Genomic DNA, 23,559 nt, shown 5'->3' with positions numbered 1-23,559 from the left:
TGCCCTGGCTGATTTAACGCAGCCCGGTCCCAACGGTTCCGACCAGCGTCAGACCATGCCCACCGTTTTGAGCCTTGCCCGGGGATGGATCTCGTTCTGGCTCATCACCACGGTCTGGCCCCGGAAGCGCTCAATGATCGAGCGGACATAGGGCCGGACGCCGGGGCTGGTCAGCAGGACGGCAGCCTCGCCCTGCAGGGCGGCGCGCTCGAACGCCTCGCGCACGCCCCGGATAAAGTCCTGCAGGCGGGAGGGGGCCAGGGCCAGTTGTTTGTCATCGCCCGGGCCGACCAGCGACTCGGCGAAGGCCTGCTCCCAGTCGGCCGACAGGGTGATGATCGGCAAGGCGCCGTCTTCGCCGCGATTGGCCCAGCACAGCTGGCGGGCCAGACGGGCGCGGACCTGTTCGACCAGCTGGGTGACCGAGCTGGTGTGGGGCGCCGCCTCGCCGATGCCTTCCAGGATCTGCGGCAGGTCGCGGATCGAGACCCGTTCCTTGAGCAGGGCCTGCAGCACGCGCTGCACCGTCGTGGCCGTGGCCACCGAGGGGATCAGGTCATCGACCAGCTTCTTCTGCCCCTCAGGCAGGTCCTTCAGAAGCTTCTGCACCTCAGAGTAGGACAGAAGGTCGGCCATGTTCTCCTTGAGGATCTCGGTCAGGTGCGTGGTCAGCACGGTGGCCGGATCGACTATGGTGTAGCCCCGGAAGGTGGCTTCCTCGCGCAGGTCGTCGGCCACCCAGGTGGCGGGCAGGCCAAAGGCCGGTTCGCGCACATGCTCGCCGGGCAGCTCCACCTGGCCGCCGCGCGGGTCCATGGCCATCAGCATGCCCAGGCGCACCTCGCCGGCCCCGGCTTCCATTTCCTTGATACGGATCGCATAGCCCTGGTTGGCCAGGCGCATGTTGTCGAGGATGCGCACCGGCGGCATGACGAAGCCGAACTCAGTGGCCAGGGTCTTGCGCAGGGCGCGGATCTGATCGGTCAGGCGGCGGCCGTCCAGGTCGTTGATCAGGGTCAGCAGGCCATAGCCCAGCTCGATCTTGACGTCGTCGATGGCCAGCGAGGCGCTGATCGGCTCTTCCTCCGGCTCGCTCGCGGCGGCCTCGGCGATAGCCGGATCAATGGGCTGGGGCAGCTTGGCGTTGATCGAGCGACGATAGGCCAGGAACCCCGCCCCCAGCGACAGGGCCGCGAACGGGATGATCGGCATGCCGGGGATCAGGGCCATGACGCCCGACGAGGCCGAGACCATGCCCAGCGCTACCGGGTTCATCGACAGTTGCTTGGTCAGGGCCGCGTTTGCCGAGCCTTCGACGCCGGCCTTGGAAACGACCATACCGGCAGCGATCGAGATGATCAGGGCCGGGATCTGGCTGACCAGGCCATCGCCGATGGTCATCAGCGTATAGGTGGCCGAAGCCTGACCGATCGGGATCTTGTGCTGGATAACCCCGATCAGGATGCCGCCGACGATATTGATGCCGGTGATGATCAGACCGGCGACGGCGTCGCCCTTCACGAACTTGCTCGCGCCGTCCATGGCCCCGAAGAAGGTGCTTTCCTGCTCCAGGTCCTTGCGGCGCTGCTTGGCGGTTTCCTGGTCGATCAGGCCGGTCGACAGATCGGCGTCGATGGCCATCTGCTTGCCGGGCATGGCGTCCAGGGTAAAGCGGGCCGCCACTTCGGCGATCCGCCCCGAACCCTTGGTGACGACCATGAAGTTCACCACCACCAGGATGATGAAGACAATCACCCCGATGACGAAATTGCCCTGCATCATCAGGTTGCCGAACGCCTCGATGACCGCGCCGGCGCCGTGAGCGCCTTCGTGGCCATGGCCCAGGATCAGGCGCGTGGAGGCAATGTTCAGACCCAGGCGAAAGAGGGTCGCCACCAGCAGGACGGTCGGGAACGAAGTGAATTCCAGCGGCTTCTTGATCAGAACCGCCGTCATCAGGATCAGGACCGAGCCGGTCAGCGACACCGCCAGCAGCAGGTCCAGCAGCATCGGCGGGACCGGCAGGATCAGCAGGACGATGATGCCGACGACGCCAACCGCCAGGCCCATTTCGCCGCGCAGAACCCCAGCCCACAGCGAACTGGCGCTGGGCATTGAGGAACTTGTCTTTGGCAGGGCGGCGTCAGCCATTCAGTGCGTCGATCCCTTGGGGAGGCTCTTCGCGCATGAAGCGATTTGCGCGCGCTCGCCAGTTCCTTAATTCATATTAGCCATGTCAGGCGCCGGACCGATGGTCGCGGCGCCCGCACGGGTTCAGGCGGCGGCGGAGCCCATTCCACCCTGCGGCGGCGGCACCGGGATGCCGGCGTCGCCATATTCCTTGAGCTTGTTGCGCAGGGTGCGGATCGAGATGCCCAGGATATTGGCCGCATGGGTGCGATTGCCCAGGCAGTGCTCCAGGGTGTCAATGATCAGGTGTTGCTCGACCTCGGCCACTGTCGAGCCGACGAAGGCGCGCGAGACGGCGTCAGCGGCCATCTGGGCGCCACGGGCGACGACGGCGTCCGGATTGGGGGCCATGGGCTGGCCGTCCGGCAGGCGGATGGCGAACTCCTCAATCTCGGCCCCCGGCGACAGCAGCACCGCGCGGTGCATGGCATTTTCCAGCTCCCGCACATTGCCGGGCCAGCGGTGACCGATCAGGCGACGCTTGGCCTCGGCCGAGATCGGCTTTTCCTGCACGCCATTGGCGGCCGAGTACTTCTTCACGAAGAACTCGCACAGGCTCAGCACGTCGGCGGGCCGTTCGCGCAGCGGCGGCAGGCGCAGGTTCACGACGTTGAGGCGATACAGCAGGTCTTCGCGGAACGTGCCGTCCTTCACCGCCGCGGTCAGGTCGCGGTTGCTGGTCGCCAGGATACGGATGTCGACCTTCACGGGCTTGGAACCGCCGACGCGGTCAATCTCGCGCTCCTGGATGGCGCGCAGCAGCTTGGCCTGCAGGCGGGTGTCCATCTCGCTGATTTCATCCAGCAGCAGGGTGCCGCCGTTGGCTTCCTCGAACTTGCCGATCCGTCGGGCCATGGCCCCGGTGAAGGCGCCCTTCTCGTGGCCGAACAGCTCGCTTTCCAGCAGGTTCTCGGGGATGGCGGCGCAGTTGACGCTGATGAACGGGGCCTTGGCGCGGCGCGACTTGCCATGGAGGTACCGGGCCATCACCTCCTTGCCCGAACCGCTTTCGCCGGTGATCAGGATCGAGGCGTCTGACGGCGCCACCTGGTCGGCCAGGCGAATGACGTTCTCCATCGACGGATCGCGCACGATCATCGGGCGCTCGTCGTCGGTGACCGCGGCAAGCACCGCCGCGATCAGCTCGGCGTCCGGCGGCAAGGGGATGAATTCCTTGGCGCCGGCCTTGATCGCGCCGGCGGCGCGCATCGGATCGGCGTCAACCCCGCAGGCCACCACCGGCACCCGGATCCGCTCGGCCTCGTTGGCCGCGATCAGGGCCGCGATGTCGAGCGAGTACTCGACCATCAGCAGGTCGGCCCCCTGGCCCGCGCGCAAGGCATGGGTCGCCTGTTCGATGGTCTCGACATGCGAGACCTTGGCGCCCGCGTTCATCGCCATCTTCACGGCGACAGAGAGTTGTCCGTTCAGTTTACCAACGACGAGAAGCCGCATGTTCTTGTCCCCTTGACGCGTCAGGCCTTAGCCCGCCGCATCGCCGTCCTTGATGATTTCGGTCATGGTCACGCCCAGGCGCTCGTCGACGACGACAACCTCGCCGCGGGCGACCAGCCGGTTGTTCACATAGATGTCGATGGCTTCGCCGACCTTGCGGTCCAGCTCCAGGATGCTGCCCTGACCCAGTTGCAGCAACTGGGCGACCGACATATGGGCCCGTCCCAGCACCGCCGAGATATTGACTGGCACGTCGAAAACCGGGGCCAGATCCGAAGCGACCCTGTCCCCGAGCTCGACCGGCATTTCCGAGGCAAGCATATTGCCCCCGAATTCGTTCAGAGTGAGATTGTCTTCGGCCATGATGGTCAGCCTTCGCTAGCGTGAAGCAGGGATTCGGCATGCAGCCCCTCGGCGGCGATGGCCGCCTCCAGGGCTTCGGCGACCCGGCGGGTCGCCTCGTCCGGGTCGAAGGCCGCTCGGCCATCACCCCAGTCGAAAGTGAAGGCGGCCGGCGCCAGACTGTCGTCGCCGCGCGCCACGATCTGGCCCGGATAGCCGATCGCCTGGGCGGTCTCTTCCAGTGAGGCCTGGGTCCGCTCAACCAGATGGTCGGCGACACGCACCGTGATGCGCGGCTGAGCTTCGATCTCGCGGGCCAGCGAAGTCAGGGCCGCATTGATCGGCGCCTCGGGGAAGTGCTCCAGCGCCGCGTCGGCGATCTTGCGGCCGCAGGCCAGGGCCAGCATGGCCGAGCCCGTGCGGTGCTCGTGCGCCACGGCGGCCAGGGTCCCGAAAGCGTCTTCCACGCCACGGGCGATGTCACGCAGCGCGTTGGCGGCGGCCTGCTCGGCGCGGGCCACGGCAGACTTTTCGCCCTCGGCATAGGCCTCGGCCTTGGCGTCTTCCAGTTCCTCGGGGGTGAAGCTGCGCTTCACCTTGGGCGGGGTGTAGGCCACACCGCCGCGATCGTCGAAGACCGTGTCGAAGGCAAAACGCTTGTGGGGGATGTCGGTCATTGTTCCATCTCCCTCAGTAGATCAGCTCGTCGTCGGAGCCGGCACCGGCCAGCATGATCTCGCCCTTGGCGGCCAGGTCCTTGGCGACCTGCACCATCCCGACCTGGGCCTGATCGACGTCCTTCAGGCGCACGGGACCCATGCTGTCCATGTCTTCGCGCATGATCTTGCTGGCCCGCTCAGACATGTTGGAGAAGAACATCTCGCGCAGCTTGTCCGAAGCCCCCTTCAGGGCCAGGGCCAGCTGCTCCTTGCTGGTGGCGCGCAGCAGGGTCTGGACGCCGCCCGGATCCAGCTTCGACAGATCCTCGAACACGAACATCAAAGCCCGAATACGTTCAGCGGCCTCGCGGTTGCGCTCTTCCAGGGCGGCGATGAAGCGCGCCTCGGTCTGGCGATCGAAGTTGTTGAAGATCTCGGCCATCATCTCGTGGCTGTCGCGCTTGGAGGTGCGGGCCAGGTTCGACATGAACTCGTTGCGCAGGGTCTGCTCGATCTTGTCGAGGATCTCGCGCTGCACCGGCTCCATCCGCAGCATGCGGGTGACGCATTCCAGGGCGAAGTCCTCAGGCAGCGAGGCCAGCACGCGCGCGGCGTGATCGCTCTTCACCTTGGACAGCACCACGGCCACGGTCTGGGGGTATTCGTTCTTCAGATAGTTGGCGAGCACCGCCTCGTTCACATTGCCCAGCTTGTCCCACATGGTGCGACCCGCCGGACCGCGGATCTCCTCCATCAGGGCGTCCACCTTTTCAGGCGGCATGAACGAGTTCAGCAGGCGCTGGGTCTGCTCGTAGGAGCCCATGATCGCGCCCGTCGAGCTCATGCCCGAGACGAACTCGACCAGCAGTTCTTCCACGACGCTGGCCGACACCGTGCCCAGCCCGGCCATGGCCTGGGAGACTTCCTTGATCTCCTCGTCATCCAGGGCTTCCCAGATGCGGGTGTGATCCTCGCCCAAGGACAGCAGCACGATGGCGGCCTTTTCAGGACCGGCCAGTTTGCTGACGTCGGTTACGGAGGCTTTCATGGCCATCAGGTCGACTCATGCAGCCAGGTGCGGAGGATCGCCACAGACTCGTCAGGATGCTTGTCGACGAACTCCGACACACGCTTGATCGACGAGGCCTTCACCTGACCCTCGATCTTGGCGATGTCGATGCGCTGGTCGATATCGTTCGAAGACGGGCCGGCCAGGGCGATGGATTCGCCTGACTGGTCGACGACCACCTGCTGGGTAGTGCCGTCCGACAGGGTGACCAGGCGGGTCACCGGCTGGGCGCTGATGGCCAGCTGGCCGCCGCCCGCGCCCGGCGTCATCATGCTCTTCAGGAACGGCCGCACCGCGAACATCAGGATCATGATGGCCACGATTGCCAGCACGCCCAGTTCACCCATGCGCATCAGGTCGTTCTTATCGAAGCCCGACAGTAGGCCGGCCTTTTCCAGACCCTGATCCTCGGGCTGCGGGAAGCGGATACTCGTAACCCTGACCTGGTCGCCCCGGGCGGCGTCAAAGCCGATGGCGGTCTTGACCAGCTCTTCAAGCTGGGCGCGCTCTTCCTCGGTTCGGGGCGTATAGGCGCCAGGCTTGCCGTCCTTGCCAGGAGGAGCCGTGACGCCGTCGATGGCCACGGCCACGGCCAGCTTCTTGATCGCGCCCGGCTCGGTCACTTCTCTGCGGACCGACTTGGAGATCTCGTAGTTAGTGACGCTTTCGTTGTTGCGACTGTTGGAGCCCAGGGGCTGGAAGCCGCCCGGCGCGCCGCCCGGGATATTCTGGGTCGCGGTGACACCGCCGGTGTCGTCGCCCTTGGTTTCCTGGTTATTGGCTTCGTTGGTGCTTTCCGACCGGATGACCTGACCCTCGGGGTCGAATTTCTCTTCCTCAACGGTGACGCGGTTCAGGTCGAGTTCGGCGGTGACGTTAACGCGGGCCTTGCCCGGGCCCAGCACGCCGTCGATCATCTCCTTGACCGTCTTGGCGATGCGCGCCTCGGTCTCGCTCTTGCGGTCCTGGGCCAGTTGGCCGGCCAGGCTGGCGTCGGTCGAGGCCGACAGGGTCTTGCCGTGCTGGTCGATGACGCTGACCTTTTCCGGCTTCATGCCCGCAACCGAGCCGGCGACCAGGTTCTGGACAGCGCGGACCATGTCGGCTGACGCTTCGCGACCACCCGTGCCGATGGTGATGGCGGCCGAAGGTTGCTCGGCGTCTTGCTCGAAGATCTGACGCTTGGGCAGGACCAGGTGAACGCGGACGCTGTTGACGCCCTGCCAGCCCTTGATGGTGCGCTCCAGCTCGCCCTGCAGGGCGCGCTGGCGGTTCAGCTGCTGAACGAAGTCCGTCTGGCCCAGGGCGCTGCTGGTGTCGAAGATTTCATAGCCGATGGAGCCGGACGTCACCAGGCCCTTGCCGGCGATCAGAAGGCGGGCCGAGGCGACCTTGTCGCGCGGCACCATGATGGTCGAACCATCGCCCTTGGTCTCATATTTCACACCGGCCTGGTCGAGGGCCTGGGTGACAGAGGAGGCTTCCTTGAGGTCGAGATTGGAATAGAGGAGCTCGCTGGGCTCCTTGCCCATAAACATGACCAAAGCGACCAGAACAGCAACGACGCCAGCGCCCACGCCCACCAGAGCGGCGAGCCGGCCGACGCCGAACCTCTGTATCGCGCCCAGAAAGCTATCCACTTAAGGCCCATCCCCCAGAAGCGCCCCGAACTGGGGCGGACGACGGCAGCCAGGAGGCACCGTCGCTAGGCAGGATTTACCCAGTTCAAGGTAAACGGGACGTTTACAAACGGCCCTGCGATGAGCTGGGCAAAGCGCCAAAACGTCGCGGCCGCGCCCGGGTGGGACGCGGCCGCTGGACGCTGGCGAGAGCTTTCCGGCCGCCTTGCAGCGGCCGGGAAGCCAATGTCAGAATCTTTCGCCCCGTCAGCGATACTGCTGAAGACGCGTCGTCCGCAGGCCCGCCAGGCCATGGCGATCAATCGATTGCTGCCAGTTGAGGAACTCCTCATTGGTCAGCTTGTACCGATCGCACGCCTCGTCGAGCGAGAGCAGGCCCCCGCGGACGGCGGCGACTACCTCGGCCTTGCGCCGGATCACCCAACGCTGGGTTTCCGGCGGCGGCAAGTCGGAGAGAGTTAGTGGCGCGCCGGTCGGACCGATCACGTACTTCTCACCCCGGCTGTTCGTGCGCTGCTGCTGCAACATGGCTTTACGCCTTTCCCACAACCATCACTGTTGAAGGTGACTATAGGCGCCGGGCAATAACATCGGCTTAATCGCAATAGTAAAGAAAGGCCTAAACACGAGGCTTCTCCAAGATATCTTTAGTGTGCCGATGTGGAACACAGCCACTAAACTGAGTTGAGTCCGATAATTATCGCTTAATGCTCAGGAGTTCCTCAAGCATCTGGTCAGCGGTGGTGATGATTTTCGATGATGCAGAGTAAGCTCTCTGGGTCGTGATCAGCCCGGTGAACTCGGTCGACAAGTCGACAGTAGACGCTTCGAGCGTAGACGGAGCAATCTGACCGGCCCCGCCCTGACCTGGGGTCTTGAGGCTGTAGGAACCGCTCTCATTGGTGACGCGGTAAGCGTTGCCGTTGACGCCCTTCAGACCGTTGGCGTTCGAGAAGGTCGCGATGGCCACTTGGGCGATCCGGCGCGTGACACCGTTGTCGAAGATCGCGGAGACATAACCCTCGTCATCCACTTCAATGTTGGTCAGATTGCCGAACGCAGTGCCGTTGGTGTTAACCGACTGGACGACCGACTGGCTGTTGAACTGCGTCAGGCCGCCGGCGGCGTTGGCCAGATCAATCTGCAGGGTCTGGCTGTCGATGCCCAGGCCGTCGGCCCAGCGCGGCGCGGCGGTCACAGCGGCGGGGTTCGAGGCCCCGATGGTCAGGGCGGTCGGCGTCGTGCCGCCAAACAGGGCACCAACAGACGCCAGCTTGCCGTCAGTGGTGAAGGTGATCTTGCCCGAGCTGATCAGGCCATTGGGGACATTGTCCAGGTCACCCGGCTTGGCGCGCATTTCAGCGAACCACTCGTTGGGACCGTTGCCCTTCAGGAGCGACAGGGTGACCGTGCGCTGACCACCCTTGGAATCCGACACCGGGATCTGGATCTCGAAGTCGGGCTTCACGCCCGTGGCCGAGTTCAGCGCGTAGTCGGCCATCGAATTGGTGGCGGCGTCATAAAGATTACCGCCCAGGGCTTCGGTATTGGTGCTCATGGCGAAAGCGGCCGTCGAGACGGTGGGCGTGCCGGCACCCGAACCGCTGACGTCGATATTGGTCAGGCCGCCCGGAAGGGTGGTGGCCGTCAGGGCGCCGGTGGCCGGGTTGTAGGTGTTGGTACCCGAGGCCACCAGCACGCCGGCCTTGCGCACTTCCACATCATAGACGTCGCTCGTACCGGTCGCAGCATAGCTGACTGTGTAGTTGGCCAGCGCAGTGGTGCTGTCGGCCAGGCTGTTTTTGGTCATCACCGACTTGGACTGGGCCGAGACGGGTTGTTCGGAACGCAGGTTGGCGTTGACCGCCGCGCGGGTGGTCTTTTCGGCCGTGCCGCCGACGGTCCCGACGTTGATCGAGTCGAGCTGGGTCAGGTCCGACGGGTCGGGGGTGATCGTGCCGGTCACCGGATCGGCCAGCCAGCCTTGCAGATAAAGACCCGCGTCGTTCTTCAGATAGCCCAGATTGTCCAGCTGGAACGAACCGGCGCGGGTGAAGGAACGGGTATCGGTCGCCGTCAGGCCCTCGGGCTTTTCCGTCGCGACGAAGAACCCGTTGCCGGCGATCGAGAGATCGAGGTTCGAGGTCGTCGACTGGGTCAAGCCCTGCTGGGTGATGAACTGGTGCGTCAAGGACTTCACGCCACCGGCGCTATAGGTCGCGTTCTTGCTCTGCGCCGTCACCAGGGTCGAGAAATTGGCCGTGCTGCGCTTGAAGCCAACGGTGTTGACGTTGGCGATGTTGTCCGAGAGAGCCGCCAGGGCCGAAGAGTTGGCGATCAGGCCCGAGACGCCCGAAAGCATGGCGCTGTTAATGCTCATGACAAAAATCCTGCGTTGAATTTCATTGGGTTGGGGTTCAGCGCGGTTTGCGTTTGGGCACCCTCGGGCGCCGCGTCGGCGTCATTCTGACGCCCGATCATTCGGGGTAGGCTGCGATCACGCAGCCGGCGGATTGGTGACGCCGATAACGGCATCGACGGGAACCTTGGTGGTGCCGATGGTCACCATGTTGACGCCGTTCTCGTTGGTGATCGCGGTGACGATCCCTTCAACGCGGCCCTTGGACGATGTGGTGATCTTGCTGCCCTCGCCATCCAGGGCGGTCACGCGCAGGGTGTAGGCTCCGCCATTGGGTTGCTGGACGCCTGTGGCGGTATCCTTGCCGTTCCAGGTGAAGGTGTGGTCGCCCTTGCCCATGTCCTCGGGCAACACGCTGGCGATGGTCTTGCCATACTGGTCCAACACCTCGACCTTTACCGAGGTTCCGGCGCGGCTCTGGTTGTAGGTCCAGGTCGCCTGGCCGTTCTTGAGAACCGACTTGTCGGTTTCGGCCGTGACCAGCTTGTCCATCATGCCCAGGGCGTTGCTCAGGCCACCCTCGTTCATGCCGACAAGGGCAGTCAGCAGGTCGTTGGTGACCAGTTGCTGCTCAACACCCGTCATCTGGGTGATCTGGCTGGTCATCTCGGTCGTCTCGGTGGGCGATAGCGGATCCTGGTTCTTCAGCTGCGTCGTCAGCAGCTTCAGGAAGGTCTCCTGATTGCTGGCCAGCGAGGTGCGGGCCGTGGCGATCTTGTTCTGAATGGCGGTGGAGGCCGTCGTGGTCGCGGTCGTGGTAGCCATGTCGGACCTCTTAAATTCTGATGTCCAGACCGCTGGTGTCGGCCATGCGAAGGCCGGGCAGCAGGTCTGAAGCGGAAAGGATGGGCAGCTCGTCGTTCTGCGCGGACTGGAAGGCCGTGCCCGACCAGGCCCGACGGCCATCGTCGCCGCCATGGGCGTTGAAGAAGGCGTTCTGGCCGTTCTGACCACCGCCCTGGCTGGACACGTCGAAACGCAGGGCGTTGTCGGCAACCGTGAACCCGGCCGCAGAAAGGGCCTGGCGAAGCTCGCCAGCCTTGCCGCGCAGTTCGGCGGCGGCCTGGGCGGTATCGAAACTCATGGCCGCGGTGAGCACGCCGTTGCGGCCGATTTCGATGCGCACATCCACCTTGCCAAGGCCCTCCGGCGTCAGGGCGACGTCGAAGCGGGTGGTCTGGGCGTCCAGCTTCTTGAGAATGTCAGCCGACAGTTGGGCCACGGTCTCGGGCGAACCGCGCGTTTCGGCGCGCAGGGCCGGAGCAGCCTCGGGGCCGGCGGCAAGCGGGGCCGTCGAGGTCGCGCCGATCACCGGGGCGTCTGGAGTTTGGGCTACATCGGCGACTGCTGCGGCGACCAGATCGATGCCCGCCGGAGTCGAGCCCTGCTGGCCATCCTGACCGGTATCGGCCCCAGCCTGATCAGACAGGGCAGAGGCCTGGGCTACGGCGACACCGCCGGGCGCAGCTTCTGCGACCGGCGCGGCGGCACCATCCGCAGAAGCGGCGGCGGCATTGGATACAGCAACCTTGAGGGCCGGCGCAGCGGCCTGAGCCAGGGCCGGGGTGGCGACGCCCGGAGCATCAGCCGTGGCGGCGGCGTCCGACTCTGCGGCCTCGGCCTCCACGGCAGCCACGGTCACGGCGACATCCTCGACCGCAGCAGACGCTATGCTGGCGGCGACAGCAGCCTGGGCCGTCGCGGCGGGCTGGGCGGTCGATACAGCAACGGCAGGCGCGGCGGCCGTCTCGGCGGCAACGGCAGGAGCCGCCGCGACCTGAGCCGCCGCGGGCTCAGCCACCGTAGCCTGAACTGAGGGCGGGACGGGCGTATCGACGACCGCAGCCGCAGCTTGCGGCGCGGCGGAAACGGCCGACGCGTTGGTCGTCGCCGGCGCGGCCGTGGTCGGGGTCAGGGCCTGGCTCGACAGCTCGGCGGTCGAGGTCGGCAGGACCATGTCGACCGGCGCGCTGTCTGCGCCGTCAGGTGCGAGTTCGGCAAGGGCAGAAGCCAGGTCGACGGTCGCATCGGAACCAGCGATCTCTGACCCCGTCGGCAGGGCCGGCGCGGCGGCGGCGCCCTGCAGGGCCGGATCAGCTTGAACGTCGCCGGCGGCGGCGAAGGTCTGCTGGGTCTGCGGGATCATGGCCGCGACCAGGGTTGCGGCGGCCATTGCAGCGGCATCCGACTGGCCGGCGACCTGCGCGTCCTCGGAATCGGCCGAGGCGGCAGCAGATTCGGCGTCCTCGTCGTCCGACCTGGCCGTAAGCTTTTCGGTGAACGCCGGCGCTGCGGTCTCTGCGGCCGTCGTCGGCTCATCCTGCGTAACGCCCGCTAGCAGGGCGTCGAAACCATTGGGCGCGCCCTGACCCGTAGCCGACGGGGTCGGGCTGAGGGGCGATGCGGCGATGGCGGCGATCACGGTCATGCGTGGTCCGAAGCTGATGAGGTGGGACGTGTCCTGATGAACGCGCCTTTGTCCTGGCTTCCCTCAGCAATGGCCGGGCCAACTCACGATTTTGACTTATTGCGTTGTTTTCTTTGAAGTTAATGCCTTGTTTACGGGTAGAATCCGGTGGGGTTGCGGCGCTTTTTGCCGAGTCGAATGGCGTTGCGAGGGCCGGGCTTGCCGCGTCGCACGGTCACGCCCCCACTTGGCACCCTCCTTGCGGATAGTCCCTAGCCGGATTGTCGGCGATCGGAACCAAACGCCATGAATTTCAATGGCTTGAAGCATATCGAGGGCGCCATGCCCTCCCCCGCCCGGCAGTTTTCGCCGGGCAAGGGCGCGCCGTGCGGTTCCGTCATTGCCGGGCGCGCAGGAGAACTCGCATGTCGTTGAGCGCCATCATGAGCACGGCGAACTCGGGCATGGCGGCCGCCCAGACGGGCCTGCGCGTCGTTTCCGACAACATCGCCAACGTCAATACGACCGGCTACGTCCGCAAGACGATCAGCCAGTCGAACCTGATCTCCAACGGCATGGGTGTGGGCGTCAGCATCGACGCCATCAAGCGCGCGACCGATCGCTTCCTGCAGTCGGCCAGCCTGAACGCCGCCGCCGACGCCAGCCGCGCCGGTGCCCTGGCCACCAGCCTGAATAGCGCCCAGGAGCTGTTTGGCGACCCCAGCGGCGACAACGGCTACTTCTCGCGGCTGGACGGCGTGTACTCGGCATTTTCGGCGGCGTCCGACGATCCCTCGTCAAGCCTCCTGCGCACCCAGGCCATGACCCGTCTGGACGACTTCCTGGGCGAGTCCAGCCGGATTACGGCGGCGCTTTCGGGCCTGCGCAAGGATGCAGACAACCGCATCGCCACCGATGTCGACCGGGTCAACGACCTGCTCAAGAACATCAATATCCTCAACACCGACATCACGCGGGCAAAGGTGGCCGGAGCCGACGCCACCGGAGCCGAGAACGTCCAGGGCGGGCTGATCGACGAGCTGTCGTCCCTGATGAACATCCAGGTCAGCCAGCGCGCCAATGGCGGCGTCATCGTGCGCTCGACCGAGGGGCTGAGCCTGGCCGGCGACGGCGCGGCGGTCGTCTCCTACCAGCAGTCCAGCAGCGCCACCGGTTTCTTGCAGGTGATCCAGGCTAACGGGCTGGACACGCCGGTAGCCCTGAACATCTCGAGCGGCGAAATGAAGGGCCTGCTGGACCTGCGCAACGTCGAGCTGCCCAACCTGTCGGACCAGCTGGGCGAATTTGCCTCTCGCGCCGCAGAAGAACTGAACCGCGCGGCCAACGCCTCATCGGCCGTCCCGGCGCCAGCAAGCCTGACGGGCCGAAACACCGGCCTGGACGAAGCCACCGCCATGAGTGGCTTCTCGGGCAAGACCACCATAGCCCTGACCGACTCCAGCGGCGTGATCCAGCGCCGCATCGATGTCGATTTCGACGCCGGGACCATGACCGTCGATGGCGCGGCCGGTCCCAGCTTCACCAATGCCAACTTCATCGCCCAGCTCAATACCGCCCTGGGGGGCCAGGGATCGGCCGCGTTCAGCAACGGCGCGCTCAGCCTGACGGCCACGGCCGGTAGGGGCGTGGCCATCGCCGATGATGCGACCAACCCCTCGCTGAAGGCCGGCAAGGCATTCAGCCACTTCTTCGGCCTCAACGACATCGTCCGGTCCAACAGCTTCTCGCCCTATGAGACAGGACTGAAGCCTACGGATCCGCATGGGTTCACGCCTGGCGACGTCATCACCCTGCGCCTGACCGACGTCGAGGGCGGGCGCATTCGCGACGTCAAGGTGGCCGTGCCCACCAGCGGCACGATGCAGGACCTGATGAACTCCCTGAACGCTCGCAATGGCGGCGTGGGCCTCTATGGCAGCTTCACCCTCGACGCCAAAGGCCAGATGAACTTCGTCTCCTACCCGAACTCGCCGGTGTCGCTTTCGGTCGAGTCGGATGACACCGAGCGCGGCATTGGCGGTCCCTCGATCACCGAGCTGTTCGGGGTGGGGCCGGCCGAGCGCAGCACGCGCGGCGAGCGCTTCAGCGTCAACACCAAGATGGACCAGGACCCTCGCCTGCTGCCCTTCGCCAAGCTGAACCTGTCGGCGGCCGTCGGCGTGGCGGCCCTGGCGGTCGGCGACGGCCGCGGGGCCCTGGCCCTGGCCAAGGCCGGTGACACCACCGCCACCTTCTCGGCAGTCGGCGGCGCAGGAGCGGCCAACAGCAGCGTCCTGCGCTATGCGGCCGATTTCGGCGGCTCGATCGCCCGCAAGGCGGCCTCGGCCGAAAGCCGCAAAGACGCCGCCGAAGCCGTCTCCGTCGAGGTCGACAACCAGCGCCTGTCGCAGGAGGGGGTCAATCTCGACGAGGAACTGATCAATCTCACCACCTATCAGCAAGCATTCAACGCCTCCGCCCGCCTGATCCAGGCCACCAAGGACATGTTCGATGTCCTGACCAATATCATCTGAGGCTAAGCCATGACCCGTGTCTCGACCTCGTCCAACTTCAACATCATGACCACCAACCTGATGCGCGCCCAGCTGGCGCAGGGGGCGGTGGGCGAGCAGGTGTCCAGCCAGAAGGTAGCCAACGACCTCAAGGGCTTCTCGAGGAACGCCGAAGTGCTGACCGCCATGCGTAGCACCCAGGCCAAGATCGACGGCCTGATCGACCAGACCAAGCTGGTCTCCAATCGGCTGGAAATGCAGGACAGCGGCATCGGCCAGGTGGCCGACGCCGCCAAGAGCTCGCGCGAGGCCATCGCCAACGCCATGGCGGCGGGCAACGCCACCACCCTGATGCAGCAATTGCAGGCCGCGTTCGGCGACGCCGTTCAGGGCCTGAACACCAAGTCCAATGGCCGCTACGTCTTCGCCGGGGCCCAGACTGACACGCCACCGACTTCGGCCACCAGCCTGGCCGATCTGACCGCAGCCGCCGCCACCGCCGACCTTTTCCACAACGACCAGTACATCTCGACCAGCCGGGTCGACGAACAGACCAGCGCCCAGACCGGCGTGCTGGGCGACGCCCTGGGGACAAAACTGTTCGATGCGTTCAAGCAGATGCAGGCCTATGTCGAAGCCAATGGCCCGTTCACGAATCCGATGACGACCGGGCAGAACGACTTCCTCAAAAGCATGCTGCCCACCTTCGACGGCGCCTATTCGGACGTGGTCACCATCCAGGGCAAGAATGGCCTGACCCAGAAACGCTTCGAAACCGCCCACGTCGAACTTCAGGATCAGGCTGACACCCTGACGACCATGGTCGGCGGTATCACCGACGTGGACATGGCCAGCGCCGTCACCCGGCTGGAAGCGGCCAAGCTGGCGGTCCAGGCCTCAGCTCAGGTCTTTTCCAGCCTGCAAAGCTCATCCTTGCTGAACTATCTGAAATAGGACCCGACGGCCGGCGCCTCGCAAAGCCGGCCCTGAGGGGCTATATGGCGGCGATGGACGCCCTCACGACCAAACTGACGGATACCTTGACCGACAAGTCCGCCGACAACGTCCTGTCTGACCGGGCGGTCGAGATGGCGCGCGCCGCCGTGGGTCTGGCCGCCGGCGCGCGGGTGGTGGTGGCGATGTCGGGCGGCGTGGACTCCACCGTCACCGCTGCGCTGCTGGCAAGGGCCGGCTACGACGTTGTCGGCGTGACGCTGCAGCTCTATGACCACGGCGCGGCGATCTCGAAAAAGGGTGCCTGCTGCGCGGGTCAGGACATCCTGGACGCCCGCATGGCCGCCGAGCGGATCGGCATCGCGCACTACGTGCTCGACTACGAAAGCCGCTTCAAGGAACAGGTGATCGAGGAATTCGCCGACGCCTATCTGCGTGGCGAAACGCCCATTCCCTGCGTGCGCTGCAACCAGACGGTCAAGTTCCGCGACCTGCTGGACGTGGCCCGCGACCTGGGCGCCGAGGCGATGGCGACAGGTCACTACGTGCAGCGGGGCATGTCTGGAAATCGGCCGCAGTTGCGCCGGGCCGGCGATCCCTCAAAGGACCAGAGCTATTTCCTGTTCGCCACCACGCGCGACCAGCTGGACTTCCTGCGCTTCCCGCTGGGCGACATGCCCAAAAGCGAGGTGCGCCGTGTCGCCGCCGAGCTTGGCCTGGCCATCGCCGACAAGCCCGACAGCCAGGACATCTGTTTCGTGCCCGAGGGCAAGTACACCACGGTGATCGACCGCATCCGGCCGCACGGCGCTCTGCCCGGCGACATCGTCCACATGGATGGCCGGGTGCTGGGCCGTCACGAGGGCGTGACCCGCTACACCATCGGCCAGCGCCGGGGCCTGAACGTCGCTGTGGGCGATCCTTTGTTCGTGGTCCGCCTCGACGCTGACCAGCGTCAAGTGATCGTCGGCCCGCGCGAGGCCCTGCTGACGGCGTCGCTGGTGCTGAAAGAAGGCAATTGGCTGGGCGGCCAGGACAGCCTGGAGGAGGCCGCTGAGGCTGGCCAGCCGGTGCTGGCCCGCGTGCGCTCGACCCGCGAACCGGTTCCGGGGCGCCTTGCGCTGGTGGACGGCGACCTGCGGGTGGTGTTCGACACCTTTGAAGAAGGCGTCGCCCCGGGCCAGGCCTGCGTGCTGTATGACCCTGCCGACCCCGACCGCGTGCTGGGCGGCGGCTTCATTGCCAGCACCGTGCGGGTGGAGATGGCGGTCTAGGGAAGAGCGCGCGCGCCCTAGCCCAGCCCCTGCAGTCCCACCTCATCCTCCCACGCCCGGCGCGGGAGGGTGAGGGCCTTGCGGGAGCGAAGGGTCTGACGGCTCTCGGCGGTCAGCCAATCGGGCACCGCAGCCGCCGGCATCGGGCGGGAGAAATTGTAGCCCTGCATGAAGACCGCGCCCAGGCTGCTCAGCTTGTCACGCTGAACGTCCGTTTCGACGCCCTCGACCACACAGTCCATGCGCAGGTTGCGGCATAGCTCCAGCATGGTCTTGACGATGTCTTCGCTAGGCCGGTGGTGGTCGATGTCAGAGACGAAGCTGGCGTCGATCTTCAGCTTGTCCAGCGGCAGCAGCCTCACATGATTGAGGCTGGAATGGCCGATGCCGAAATCGTCCAGGGCCGTGCGCACGCCCAGGGCGTGGAAGGCGGTCAGGGCCGCGCGGGCCTGGTCAAAGTCGCCGACAATGGCCGTCTCGGTGATCTCGAAGTCTATACGGTGCGGGGCCACCTGACTTTGGCGGACGATGTCGATGATGCGGTCGACAGTCTCCATGGAGGCGATGTCACGGGCCGAGAGGTTGATCGAAACCCGCATGTCCATGGGCCAGGCGCGCACGGCGCTCAGGGCCTTGGCGACCAGCACCTGGGTGATCTCGACGATCTGGCCCGAGCGTTCGGCGGCGTTGATGAACACAACGGGCGGCACTTCGCCCAGTTCGGGGCTGGACCAACGGGCCAGGGCCTCAAAGGCCACGGTGCGGCGGGCAACCGTGTCGAGGATCGGCTGGAAATGGATATGCAGTTCGGTCGCAAGGTCTGCCCGGCGGAGGGCCAGCTCGACGCGGCCGAGCTCGCGGATGGCGGCCTCATGCCGCTCGTCGAACAGCACGGCCGAGCCCTTGAGGTTCTGCTTGGCATGATAGAGCGCGTAGTCGGCCCGTTCGAACAGTTGCTCGGCGGTGTCGCCGCCGGCCGGGAACGGACACAGGCCGATGGAGCCTGCCACCTGGGCAGTGACCCCGGGCAGGCGATAGGGCTGGCGCAGCACTGCGCAGAGCGTGCGACCAAGGGCCCGGGCTTCGTCGGTCGTCAGGGGTGCATCGACGATCAGGCCAAATTCGTCCCCGCCAAGCCGCGCGGCGAACAGAGGCACGGCGTCGAAAGCCTCCAGCCGCTTGCCGACCTCGATCAGTAGCCGGTCGCCAGTGGCGTGGCCAAAGGCGTCATTGACCGGCTTGAAGCCGTCCAGATCCAACACGCCCACGAACAGTCCACGGCCCTGCTCCCGAGCGCGGGCCACCTGCAGGTCAACCTCGCGGAAGAACCGGCGGCGGTTGGGCAGGCCCGTCAGGCTGTCCAGATTGGCCAGGCGGTCATTGTCCTCGCTGAGCTTCTGGGCCTGGACGCGGGACGCCACCAGATCGGCGAACTCTCGATAGTGGATGAGCAGGATCACGATCATGACAGCAGCCACCACCGCCACATTGACCGCGATGGCGCGGAACACCGCATGGTCACTGAAACCAAAGAACAGCACCATCGGAGCCATGACGCAGGCGGTCACGATCAGGGCGGCAGCGCGCAGATGCATCAGGCAGAAGATGCAGGCGATCACCGTGATGGCCATGTAGAAGGCCACATGGCCCTTTTGATAGGCGTCGCCATAGGGATAGAGAGACAGCGACCAGCCGGTGAAGGCCAAGCCCAGAACACTGGCCACCTTGACCGTGCCGCCCAGCATGGTCAGTGCCCGCTCGGCGTCCATGACCTGGTGCCGAAGCCGCCACCAGCCCACAATCCGGGCGCCGCAGGCGAGACTCAAGACCAGCGGACCGCCCAAGGTCAGCATCTTGGGGGCCGATTGCAGATGGGTGAAGGCCAGGGCGAAAGCATTGACCAGCACCACAACGTACATCATCGGCACCTGGCGTGAGAACGCCTTCGCCTGGGCGATGAGAAGTTCTGGCCGCTCTTTGCGGATCGCGAACATTGCGGCTATTTTGCCGGCGATTGTCATTCAGGCCCGTCCCTGTTGACCTGACAATAGGGCCTGAACGGCTAAATATTCCGTAATCTGAGGGCTGTAGCAGGCCTGCGCTATTTTGCCGCAGTCATGACTGCGTCGAGAACCTCGCCGACGGTCTGGCAATTGTCGTGGACCACGCGCTTGAGGTCACGCCCCTCGATCACCTCGCCGCAAGCCTCGCAGGCCATGCGGGGGTGGAATTCATGGCCGCAGGTCTTGTGGACGAAATGCACTGCGCCCTTGCCCGCGCCATAGACGTGGCGGTCACCCCATTCGGCCATGGTCAACAGCACGGGGCTGAGATCGCGGCCTTTCGGGGTCAGCACATATTCCTGGCGCGGGGGGCGTTCGGAATAGCGCTGGGCCTCCATCACGCCATGGGCGACCAGGGTCTTGAGCCGCGCGGCCAGCACGTTGCGCGCTACGCCCAGCCGCTCCTGCCACTGCTCGAACCGCTTCACACCGGCGAACGCGTCGCGCAGGATCAGCAGGGTCCAGGGATCCCCGACCACCTCGAGGGTGGCGGCGATGCTGCAACGTTCCTTGGTATAATCTGCGGTGCGGCCCATGCGAGTGAGGTTGAGGCGTTCCGCTCGGGAAAGCAAGAGAGCGTTGCGTTTGAGGATGAACAGTGGCACGTTTCAAATCACAACTGACTCTCTCGGTTGCACCGAGAGCAGCGCGCGGAAAAGTGGCCGCCGGTTTTCCGCAAAAGCGATGCGAAAACAAAAAAGCGAGAGCAAGGCGCGCGATTCCGACATCGCGCACCTTGCTCTTGAGAGGCGGCGAGCGGCGCTGCATCGCCCCTGCCGCCTCCCCTTTCGAGCAAGAACGCTTGCTTCGCCCTGCGTCAGCGGGGTCTATTCCGCCCGAATTTGCCGCAATCCGGAGACCGTCATGTCTGATCCCGTCGTCATCGTTTCGTTCGCCCGCACGCCGATGGGCGGCTTCCAGGGCGCGCTGGGCGCGGTGAAGGCCACGCAGCTGGGCGCGACGGCGGTCAGGGCGGCCATCGAACGGGCCGGAGTCTCGGGCGATCTGGTCGAGCAGATCATCATGGGCTGCGTGCTGCCCGCCGGCCTGGGCCAGGCCCCGGCCCGCCAAGCCGCCATCGGCGCGGGCCTGCCCAAGTCGGTCGAGGCCACCACTGTCAACAAGATGTGCGGCAGCGGCATGCAGGCGGCCATAATGGCCCATGACGCCCTGGCCGCCGGCAGCGCCGAGATCATCGTGGCCGGCGGCATGGAGAGCATGACCGGCGCGCCTTACCTGATGACCAAGCATCGCGGCGGGGCCCGCATCGGCCACGACCAGATGTGGGACAGCATGTACCTGGACGGCCTGGAAGACGCCTATGAACCCGGCAAGCTGATGGGTGCCTTCGCTGAGGACTCGGCCGCCACCTACCAGTTTAGCCGCGAGGCTATGGACGACTACGCCACCCGGGGCCTGATGAAGGCCAAGGCGGCGATCCAGAGCGGTGCCTTCAAGGCCGAGATCACGCCCGTGACCGTCACCACCCGCAAGGGGACCGAAGTGGTGACCCAGGACGAACAGCCGCTGAAGGCCGATCCGGCCAAGATCCCCACCCTGCGCCCGGCCTTCAGCCGCGACGGCGGGATCACGGCGGCCAATTCCAGCTCGATCAGCGACGGTGCCGCGGCCCTCGTGATGACGCGCGAGAGCGTGGCCAAGCGCCTGGGCCTGCCCATCGTTGCCCGCGTGGTCAGCCACGCCGCCCACGCCCATGAGCCGGGCCTGTTCACCACCGCCCCGGTGCCGGCCATGCAGAAAGCCCTGCAAAAGGCCGGCTGGAGCATCGCCGATGTCGACCTGTTCGAGGTCAATGAAGCCTTCGCCGTGGTCGCCATGATCGCCCGGCAGGAAATGGGCATCCCGGACGAGAAGCTGAACGTCAACGGCGGTGCCTGCGCCCTGGGCCATCCCATCGGCGCATCCGGCGCGCGCATCCTGTGCACCCTGATCGCCGCCCTGCAGGCGCGCGGCGGCAAGAAGGGCCTGGCCTCGTTGTGCATCGGCGGCGGCGAGGCCACGGCCATGGCAGTGGAGCTGGTTTAGATAAAAAAGGTGCTCCCCCCCTGGGGGAGCTGTCGCGGAGCGACTGAGGGGGCCTCAACAACCGATGCCGCGATGCCCCCTCCGGCCCTCCGGGCCACCTCCCCCAGCGGGGGAGGATCAGTTTACCTCCACCTGCATTGAGCATCCCATGACCGAAACCTTCCGACACAACCCCGAACTGAGCCGCTACGAGCTGGAAGTCGACGGCCTGCTGGCCTTCGCCGACTATCAGCGCTCCGGCCAGCGACTGGTGATCCCCCACGTCGAGTCCGACCCCGCCCTGCGCGGCCAGGGCGCAGCGGCGCGGCTCATGGAGCAGGTCGCCAGCACAGCCCGCAGCGAAGGCTTGCGGATCACGCCGCTCTGCTCCTACGCGGCGGCATGGCTGAAGCGGAACGATCCGGACCTGATCGCCTAGAAACACGCTCTTGGCGCGCTTCAGCTTTCCGGCGATCCAAAGCGGTTGGACCCTGCATCGCTCTCTTTTATCAGCAGCACAACAAGCAGCGCCAACGAGGCCAGATACAGTACGTTGTTGAAAAACAGGGCGAAAAACAGGCTCATCGTCTCAGGCTTTGGGTCATTGTTGCTGAGATCATCGAACAGCTTGGGAAACACGGCCAACGCGACCCCTAAAAATGGCAACGGTGCCAGCCCCCAAAAGCCCCGCCGACCGCGATCATGCAATCTCCGGACAACCGCCGCTGCCAGTAGCGCTACAGCCACAATAATGCCGGCCCCAATCACCGTGAACATAAGCGTCATGTCCGGCATGAGTTCGGGATGATGACCTTCAATCTGGATTGAATAGCTACCGGGGGTCGAGGTCACGGTCGCCTGGTCGGGATGCTCCAACGCGAACTGCTGCATACGGGCAAATGTCGTGCCCATGATCGGAAGCATGAACGCCGCTATCATGACGAAGACCGACCCCACCACAAAGAAGGCATAAGGCCAGAACAGACGCGGGGTGTCTCGGCCGGAGAAACGCGCCAGATTGCTCAGGCCACGCAGTATCGGTGCCAGAATGCCGGTCATGTTTGATCTCCCCTAGATTGTGCCTGTAGGCTGATTCACGGGAAGCATCGACGGTTGCAGATGCACGGGTTACTTGGGCACCACCACCGGCGGCGGGCTCTCGAAGCTCCCCGCTGCGCCGGGGAACACCACGGGGCTCTCCCAGCCGTCGGCGCTGATCGCCGAGACGCCGAAGAAGAAGTCGTCGATCACCACGTCCTTCAGTGTGGCGCTCGTGGCCGCAGTGACCCAGCGGTTCAGGCGCCATTGCGGCTCAGTCGTCACCCGCCACCACACGCGATGGCCGGCCGCGCCGGGCGTGGCGGACCATGAAACCTTGGTGTCGGGGCTGACCGCGCCCTCGATCTTGACGCCCTGCGGCGGCGGCGGCGCCGAGGCGAGCGAGGCCATGGTCACCAGGTTCAGCCGCGTCACCTGCGAGAGATAGGCGAAATCCACGCCCTCGATCACATCGCCATAGGGCTTGCCGTTCTCGGTGCGCAGGTTCTGGTGCTGGCGGTCATAGTTCTCGGCGGCTTCGGTCACGCGTATGGCCGGATAGCCGGCCTCCAGCAGCGGCACCTGGTCGCCGCCCCGCCCATAGCGGTCAGTGCGATAGACCATCACCACGTCGAAATTGGTCAGGTAGCGATCGGCCAGACCGTCCATGTAGCGGGCCAGGTTACGCGAAGGGCTGTCGACCTCACCGCCGTTATAGCGCCGGCTGTTGGCCTGCTCGGGCGTCTCGACCGCCTTGGTGCCTTCAGAGAAGACCCGGACCTGGGTGTTGTTCATCACCCCGCTCTGGCCCCGGCTGTTGCCGACGATGTCGTTGTTGAGGTCTGCCTCGACCTTCCAGCCATGAGCGCGCGCATGGTTGGCCAGGATCTTGCCGCCATAGAGGCCCTGCTCCTCGCCCGACAGCACCGCGAACACCAGGGTGGCAGGGAATTTGTGCTTGCTCAGCACCCGCGCCGCCTCGATCACGGCCGCCACGCCCGAGGCGTCGTCATTGGCACCCGGAGCGTCGCTGGTGAAGTCCATGACGTCAGAGACACGGCTGTCGATATGGCCGGCGATGATGATCACCCGGTCCGGATCGCTGGTCCCCTTCTGGATGGCCAGGACGTTCATTACCTCGGTGGGATTGGGCACGCGGCGGCCTGTCACCACCTCGGACGGCGTCTCGATGGTCAGGCAGCCGCCGCAGTCCCTGCTGATCGCCTCGAACCGGCGCTGGGTCCAGCGGCGGGCGGCGCCAATGCCCCGGGTCTCGGACTTGGTCTCCGACAGGGTGTGGCGGGTACCGAACCCCACCAGCGCTCTGATGGTGCTCTCCAGCGCCTTGGCGTCCACATCGGCAGCGATGGTGCGCAACACCGGCTGATCGCTAGACGGCGCGGGGACCTCCGCAGCCAGCACAGGAGAGGCCAGGAGCAGGCCGGCGAGAACGAGGGACAGGCGCATGGCGACTCCGGGATGAGCAAGGGCGCGGAAGTTGCCTGTGCCTA

At 65.6% G+C, this 23,559-nt stretch carries 19 protein-coding genes; 5 read left to right on the top strand and 14 right to left on the bottom strand.

Going from position 1 to position 23,559, the window contains the following annotated elements:
* Positions 1–48 precede the first annotated feature (48 nt).
* The 10 genes from flhA to ACW179_RS10045 all read right to left on the bottom strand — a co-directional run bounded on the left by flhA (position 49) and on the right by ACW179_RS10045 (position 12,202).
* On the bottom strand, positions 49–2,151 hold the full coding sequence (flhA, locus tag ACW179_RS10090) for a flagellar biosynthesis protein FlhA (protein WP_492064163.1): 2,103 nt from the start codon (positions 2,149–2,151) through the stop codon (positions 49–51).
* A 123-nt stretch (positions 2,152–2,274) separates the two neighbouring features.
* A complete protein-coding gene (gene flbD, locus ACW179_RS10085) occupies positions 2,275–3,645 on the bottom strand; it encodes a sigma-54-dependent transcriptional regulator FlbD (RefSeq protein WP_492064162.1) in 1,371 nt (456 codons plus the stop codon).
* Positions 3,646–3,672: 27 nt separating this feature from the next.
* On the bottom strand, positions 3,673–4,008 hold the full coding sequence (gene fliN / locus ACW179_RS10080; protein WP_492064161.1) for a flagellar motor switch protein FliN: 336 nt from the start codon (positions 4,006–4,008) through the stop codon (positions 3,673–3,675).
* 5 nt (positions 4,009–4,013) lie between these two features.
* A complete protein-coding gene (locus ACW179_RS10075; protein ID WP_492064159.1) occupies positions 4,014–4,664 on the bottom strand; it encodes a FliH/SctL family protein in 651 nt (216 codons plus the stop codon).
* 13 nt (positions 4,665–4,677) lie between these two features.
* Positions 4,678–5,700, bottom strand: a complete 1,023-nt coding sequence (gene fliG / locus ACW179_RS10070) for a flagellar motor switch protein FliG (RefSeq protein ID WP_492064158.1) — start codon at positions 5,698–5,700, stop codon at positions 4,678–4,680.
* Entirely contained in the window at positions 5,700–7,355 is a 1,656-nt protein-coding gene (gene fliF / locus ACW179_RS10065; RefSeq protein WP_492064156.1) for a flagellar basal-body MS-ring/collar protein FliF, read from the bottom strand. The genes fliG and fliF overlap by 1 nt, the downstream gene beginning before the upstream one ends.
* 246 nt (positions 7,356–7,601) lie before the next feature.
* Positions 7,602–7,883: a CtrA inhibitor SciP gene (gene sciP, locus ACW179_RS10060; RefSeq protein ID WP_035042932.1), complete on the bottom strand. Its 282-nt coding sequence runs from the start codon at positions 7,881–7,883 to the stop codon at positions 7,602–7,604.
* 169 nt (positions 7,884–8,052) lie between these two features.
* Positions 8,053–9,735, bottom strand: coding sequence for a flagellar hook protein FlgE (gene flgE, locus ACW179_RS10055; RefSeq protein WP_492064154.1), 1,683 nt, complete (start codon positions 9,733–9,735; stop codon positions 8,053–8,055).
* Positions 9,736–9,852: 117 nt separating this feature from the next.
* Entirely contained in the window at positions 9,853–10,539 is a 687-nt protein-coding gene (locus tag ACW179_RS10050) for a flagellar hook assembly protein FlgD (RefSeq protein ID WP_492064153.1), read from the bottom strand.
* 10 nt (positions 10,540–10,549) lie between these two features.
* Complete coding sequence (locus ACW179_RS10045) at positions 10,550–12,202, bottom strand: flagellar hook-length control protein FliK (RefSeq protein WP_492064152.1); 1,653 nt, start codon at positions 12,200–12,202, stop codon at positions 10,550–10,552.
* 404 nt (positions 12,203–12,606) lie between these two features.
* Between ACW179_RS10045 and flgK the strand changes: the two genes are divergently transcribed.
* Genes flgK through mnmA form a run of 3 tightly spaced genes read left to right on the top strand, consistent with a single transcriptional unit; the run spans position 12,607 to position 16,922 of the window.
* Entirely contained in the window at positions 12,607–14,715 is a 2,109-nt protein-coding gene (gene flgK / locus ACW179_RS10040) for a flagellar hook-associated protein FlgK (protein ID WP_492064151.1), read from the top strand.
* A 9-nt stretch (positions 14,716–14,724) separates the two neighbouring features.
* On the top strand, positions 14,725–15,648 hold the full coding sequence (locus tag ACW179_RS10035; protein WP_492064150.1) for a flagellin: 924 nt from the start codon (positions 14,725–14,727) through the stop codon (positions 15,646–15,648).
* Positions 15,649–15,692: 44 nt separating this feature from the next.
* Positions 15,693–16,922 carry a tRNA 2-thiouridine(34) synthase MnmA gene (gene mnmA / locus ACW179_RS10030; RefSeq protein ID WP_492064149.1) on the top strand — a complete coding sequence of 410 codons (1,230 nt, stop codon included), beginning with the start codon at positions 15,693–15,695 and terminating at the stop codon, positions 16,920–16,922.
* Positions 16,923–16,939: 17 nt separating this feature from the next.
* On the opposite strand, the gene ACW179_RS10025 is transcribed toward mnmA, so the two are convergent.
* Both ACW179_RS10025 and ACW179_RS10020 read right to left on the bottom strand, forming a co-directional pair.
* Positions 16,940–18,916, bottom strand: a complete 1,977-nt coding sequence (locus ACW179_RS10025; RefSeq protein ID WP_492064148.1) for a putative bifunctional diguanylate cyclase/phosphodiesterase — start codon at positions 18,914–18,916, stop codon at positions 16,940–16,942.
* 107 nt (positions 18,917–19,023) lie between these two features.
* Positions 19,024–19,521: a winged helix-turn-helix transcriptional regulator gene (locus tag ACW179_RS10020; RefSeq protein WP_492064147.1), complete on the bottom strand. Its 498-nt coding sequence runs from the start codon at positions 19,519–19,521 to the stop codon at positions 19,024–19,026.
* A gap of 328 nt (positions 19,522–19,849) precedes the next feature.
* On the opposite strand from ACW179_RS10020, the gene ACW179_RS10015 reads away from it, so the two are divergent.
* Positions 19,850–21,031, top strand: coding sequence for an acetyl-CoA C-acyltransferase (locus tag ACW179_RS10015; RefSeq protein ID WP_492064146.1), 1,182 nt, complete (start codon positions 19,850–19,852; stop codon positions 21,029–21,031).
* 148 nt (positions 21,032–21,179) lie between these two features.
* Complete coding sequence (locus ACW179_RS10010; protein ID WP_492064145.1) at positions 21,180–21,449, top strand: GNAT family N-acetyltransferase; 270 nt, start codon at positions 21,180–21,182, stop codon at positions 21,447–21,449.
* A gap of 20 nt (positions 21,450–21,469) precedes the next feature.
* Here the strand turns inward: ACW179_RS10010 and ACW179_RS10005 are convergent, their stop codons facing one another.
* The gene (locus ACW179_RS10005; protein ID WP_492064144.1) at positions 21,470–22,069 is read right to left on the bottom strand and encodes a DUF805 domain-containing protein; all 600 of its coding nucleotides are present in this window, start codon (positions 22,067–22,069) and stop codon (positions 21,470–21,472) included.
* 69 nt (positions 22,070–22,138) lie between these two features.
* The gene (locus ACW179_RS10000) at positions 22,139–23,515 is read right to left on the bottom strand and encodes a M20/M25/M40 family metallo-hydrolase (protein ID WP_492064143.1); all 1,377 of its coding nucleotides are present in this window, start codon (positions 23,513–23,515) and stop codon (positions 22,139–22,141) included.
* Positions 23,516–23,559 lie beyond the last annotated feature (44 nt).

This window comes from Caulobacter sp. AVps18 (assembly GCF_058681425.1).
Note: the sequence above shows the minus strand (reverse complement) of the source record. Positions and strands in the feature narration are given on the sequence as shown.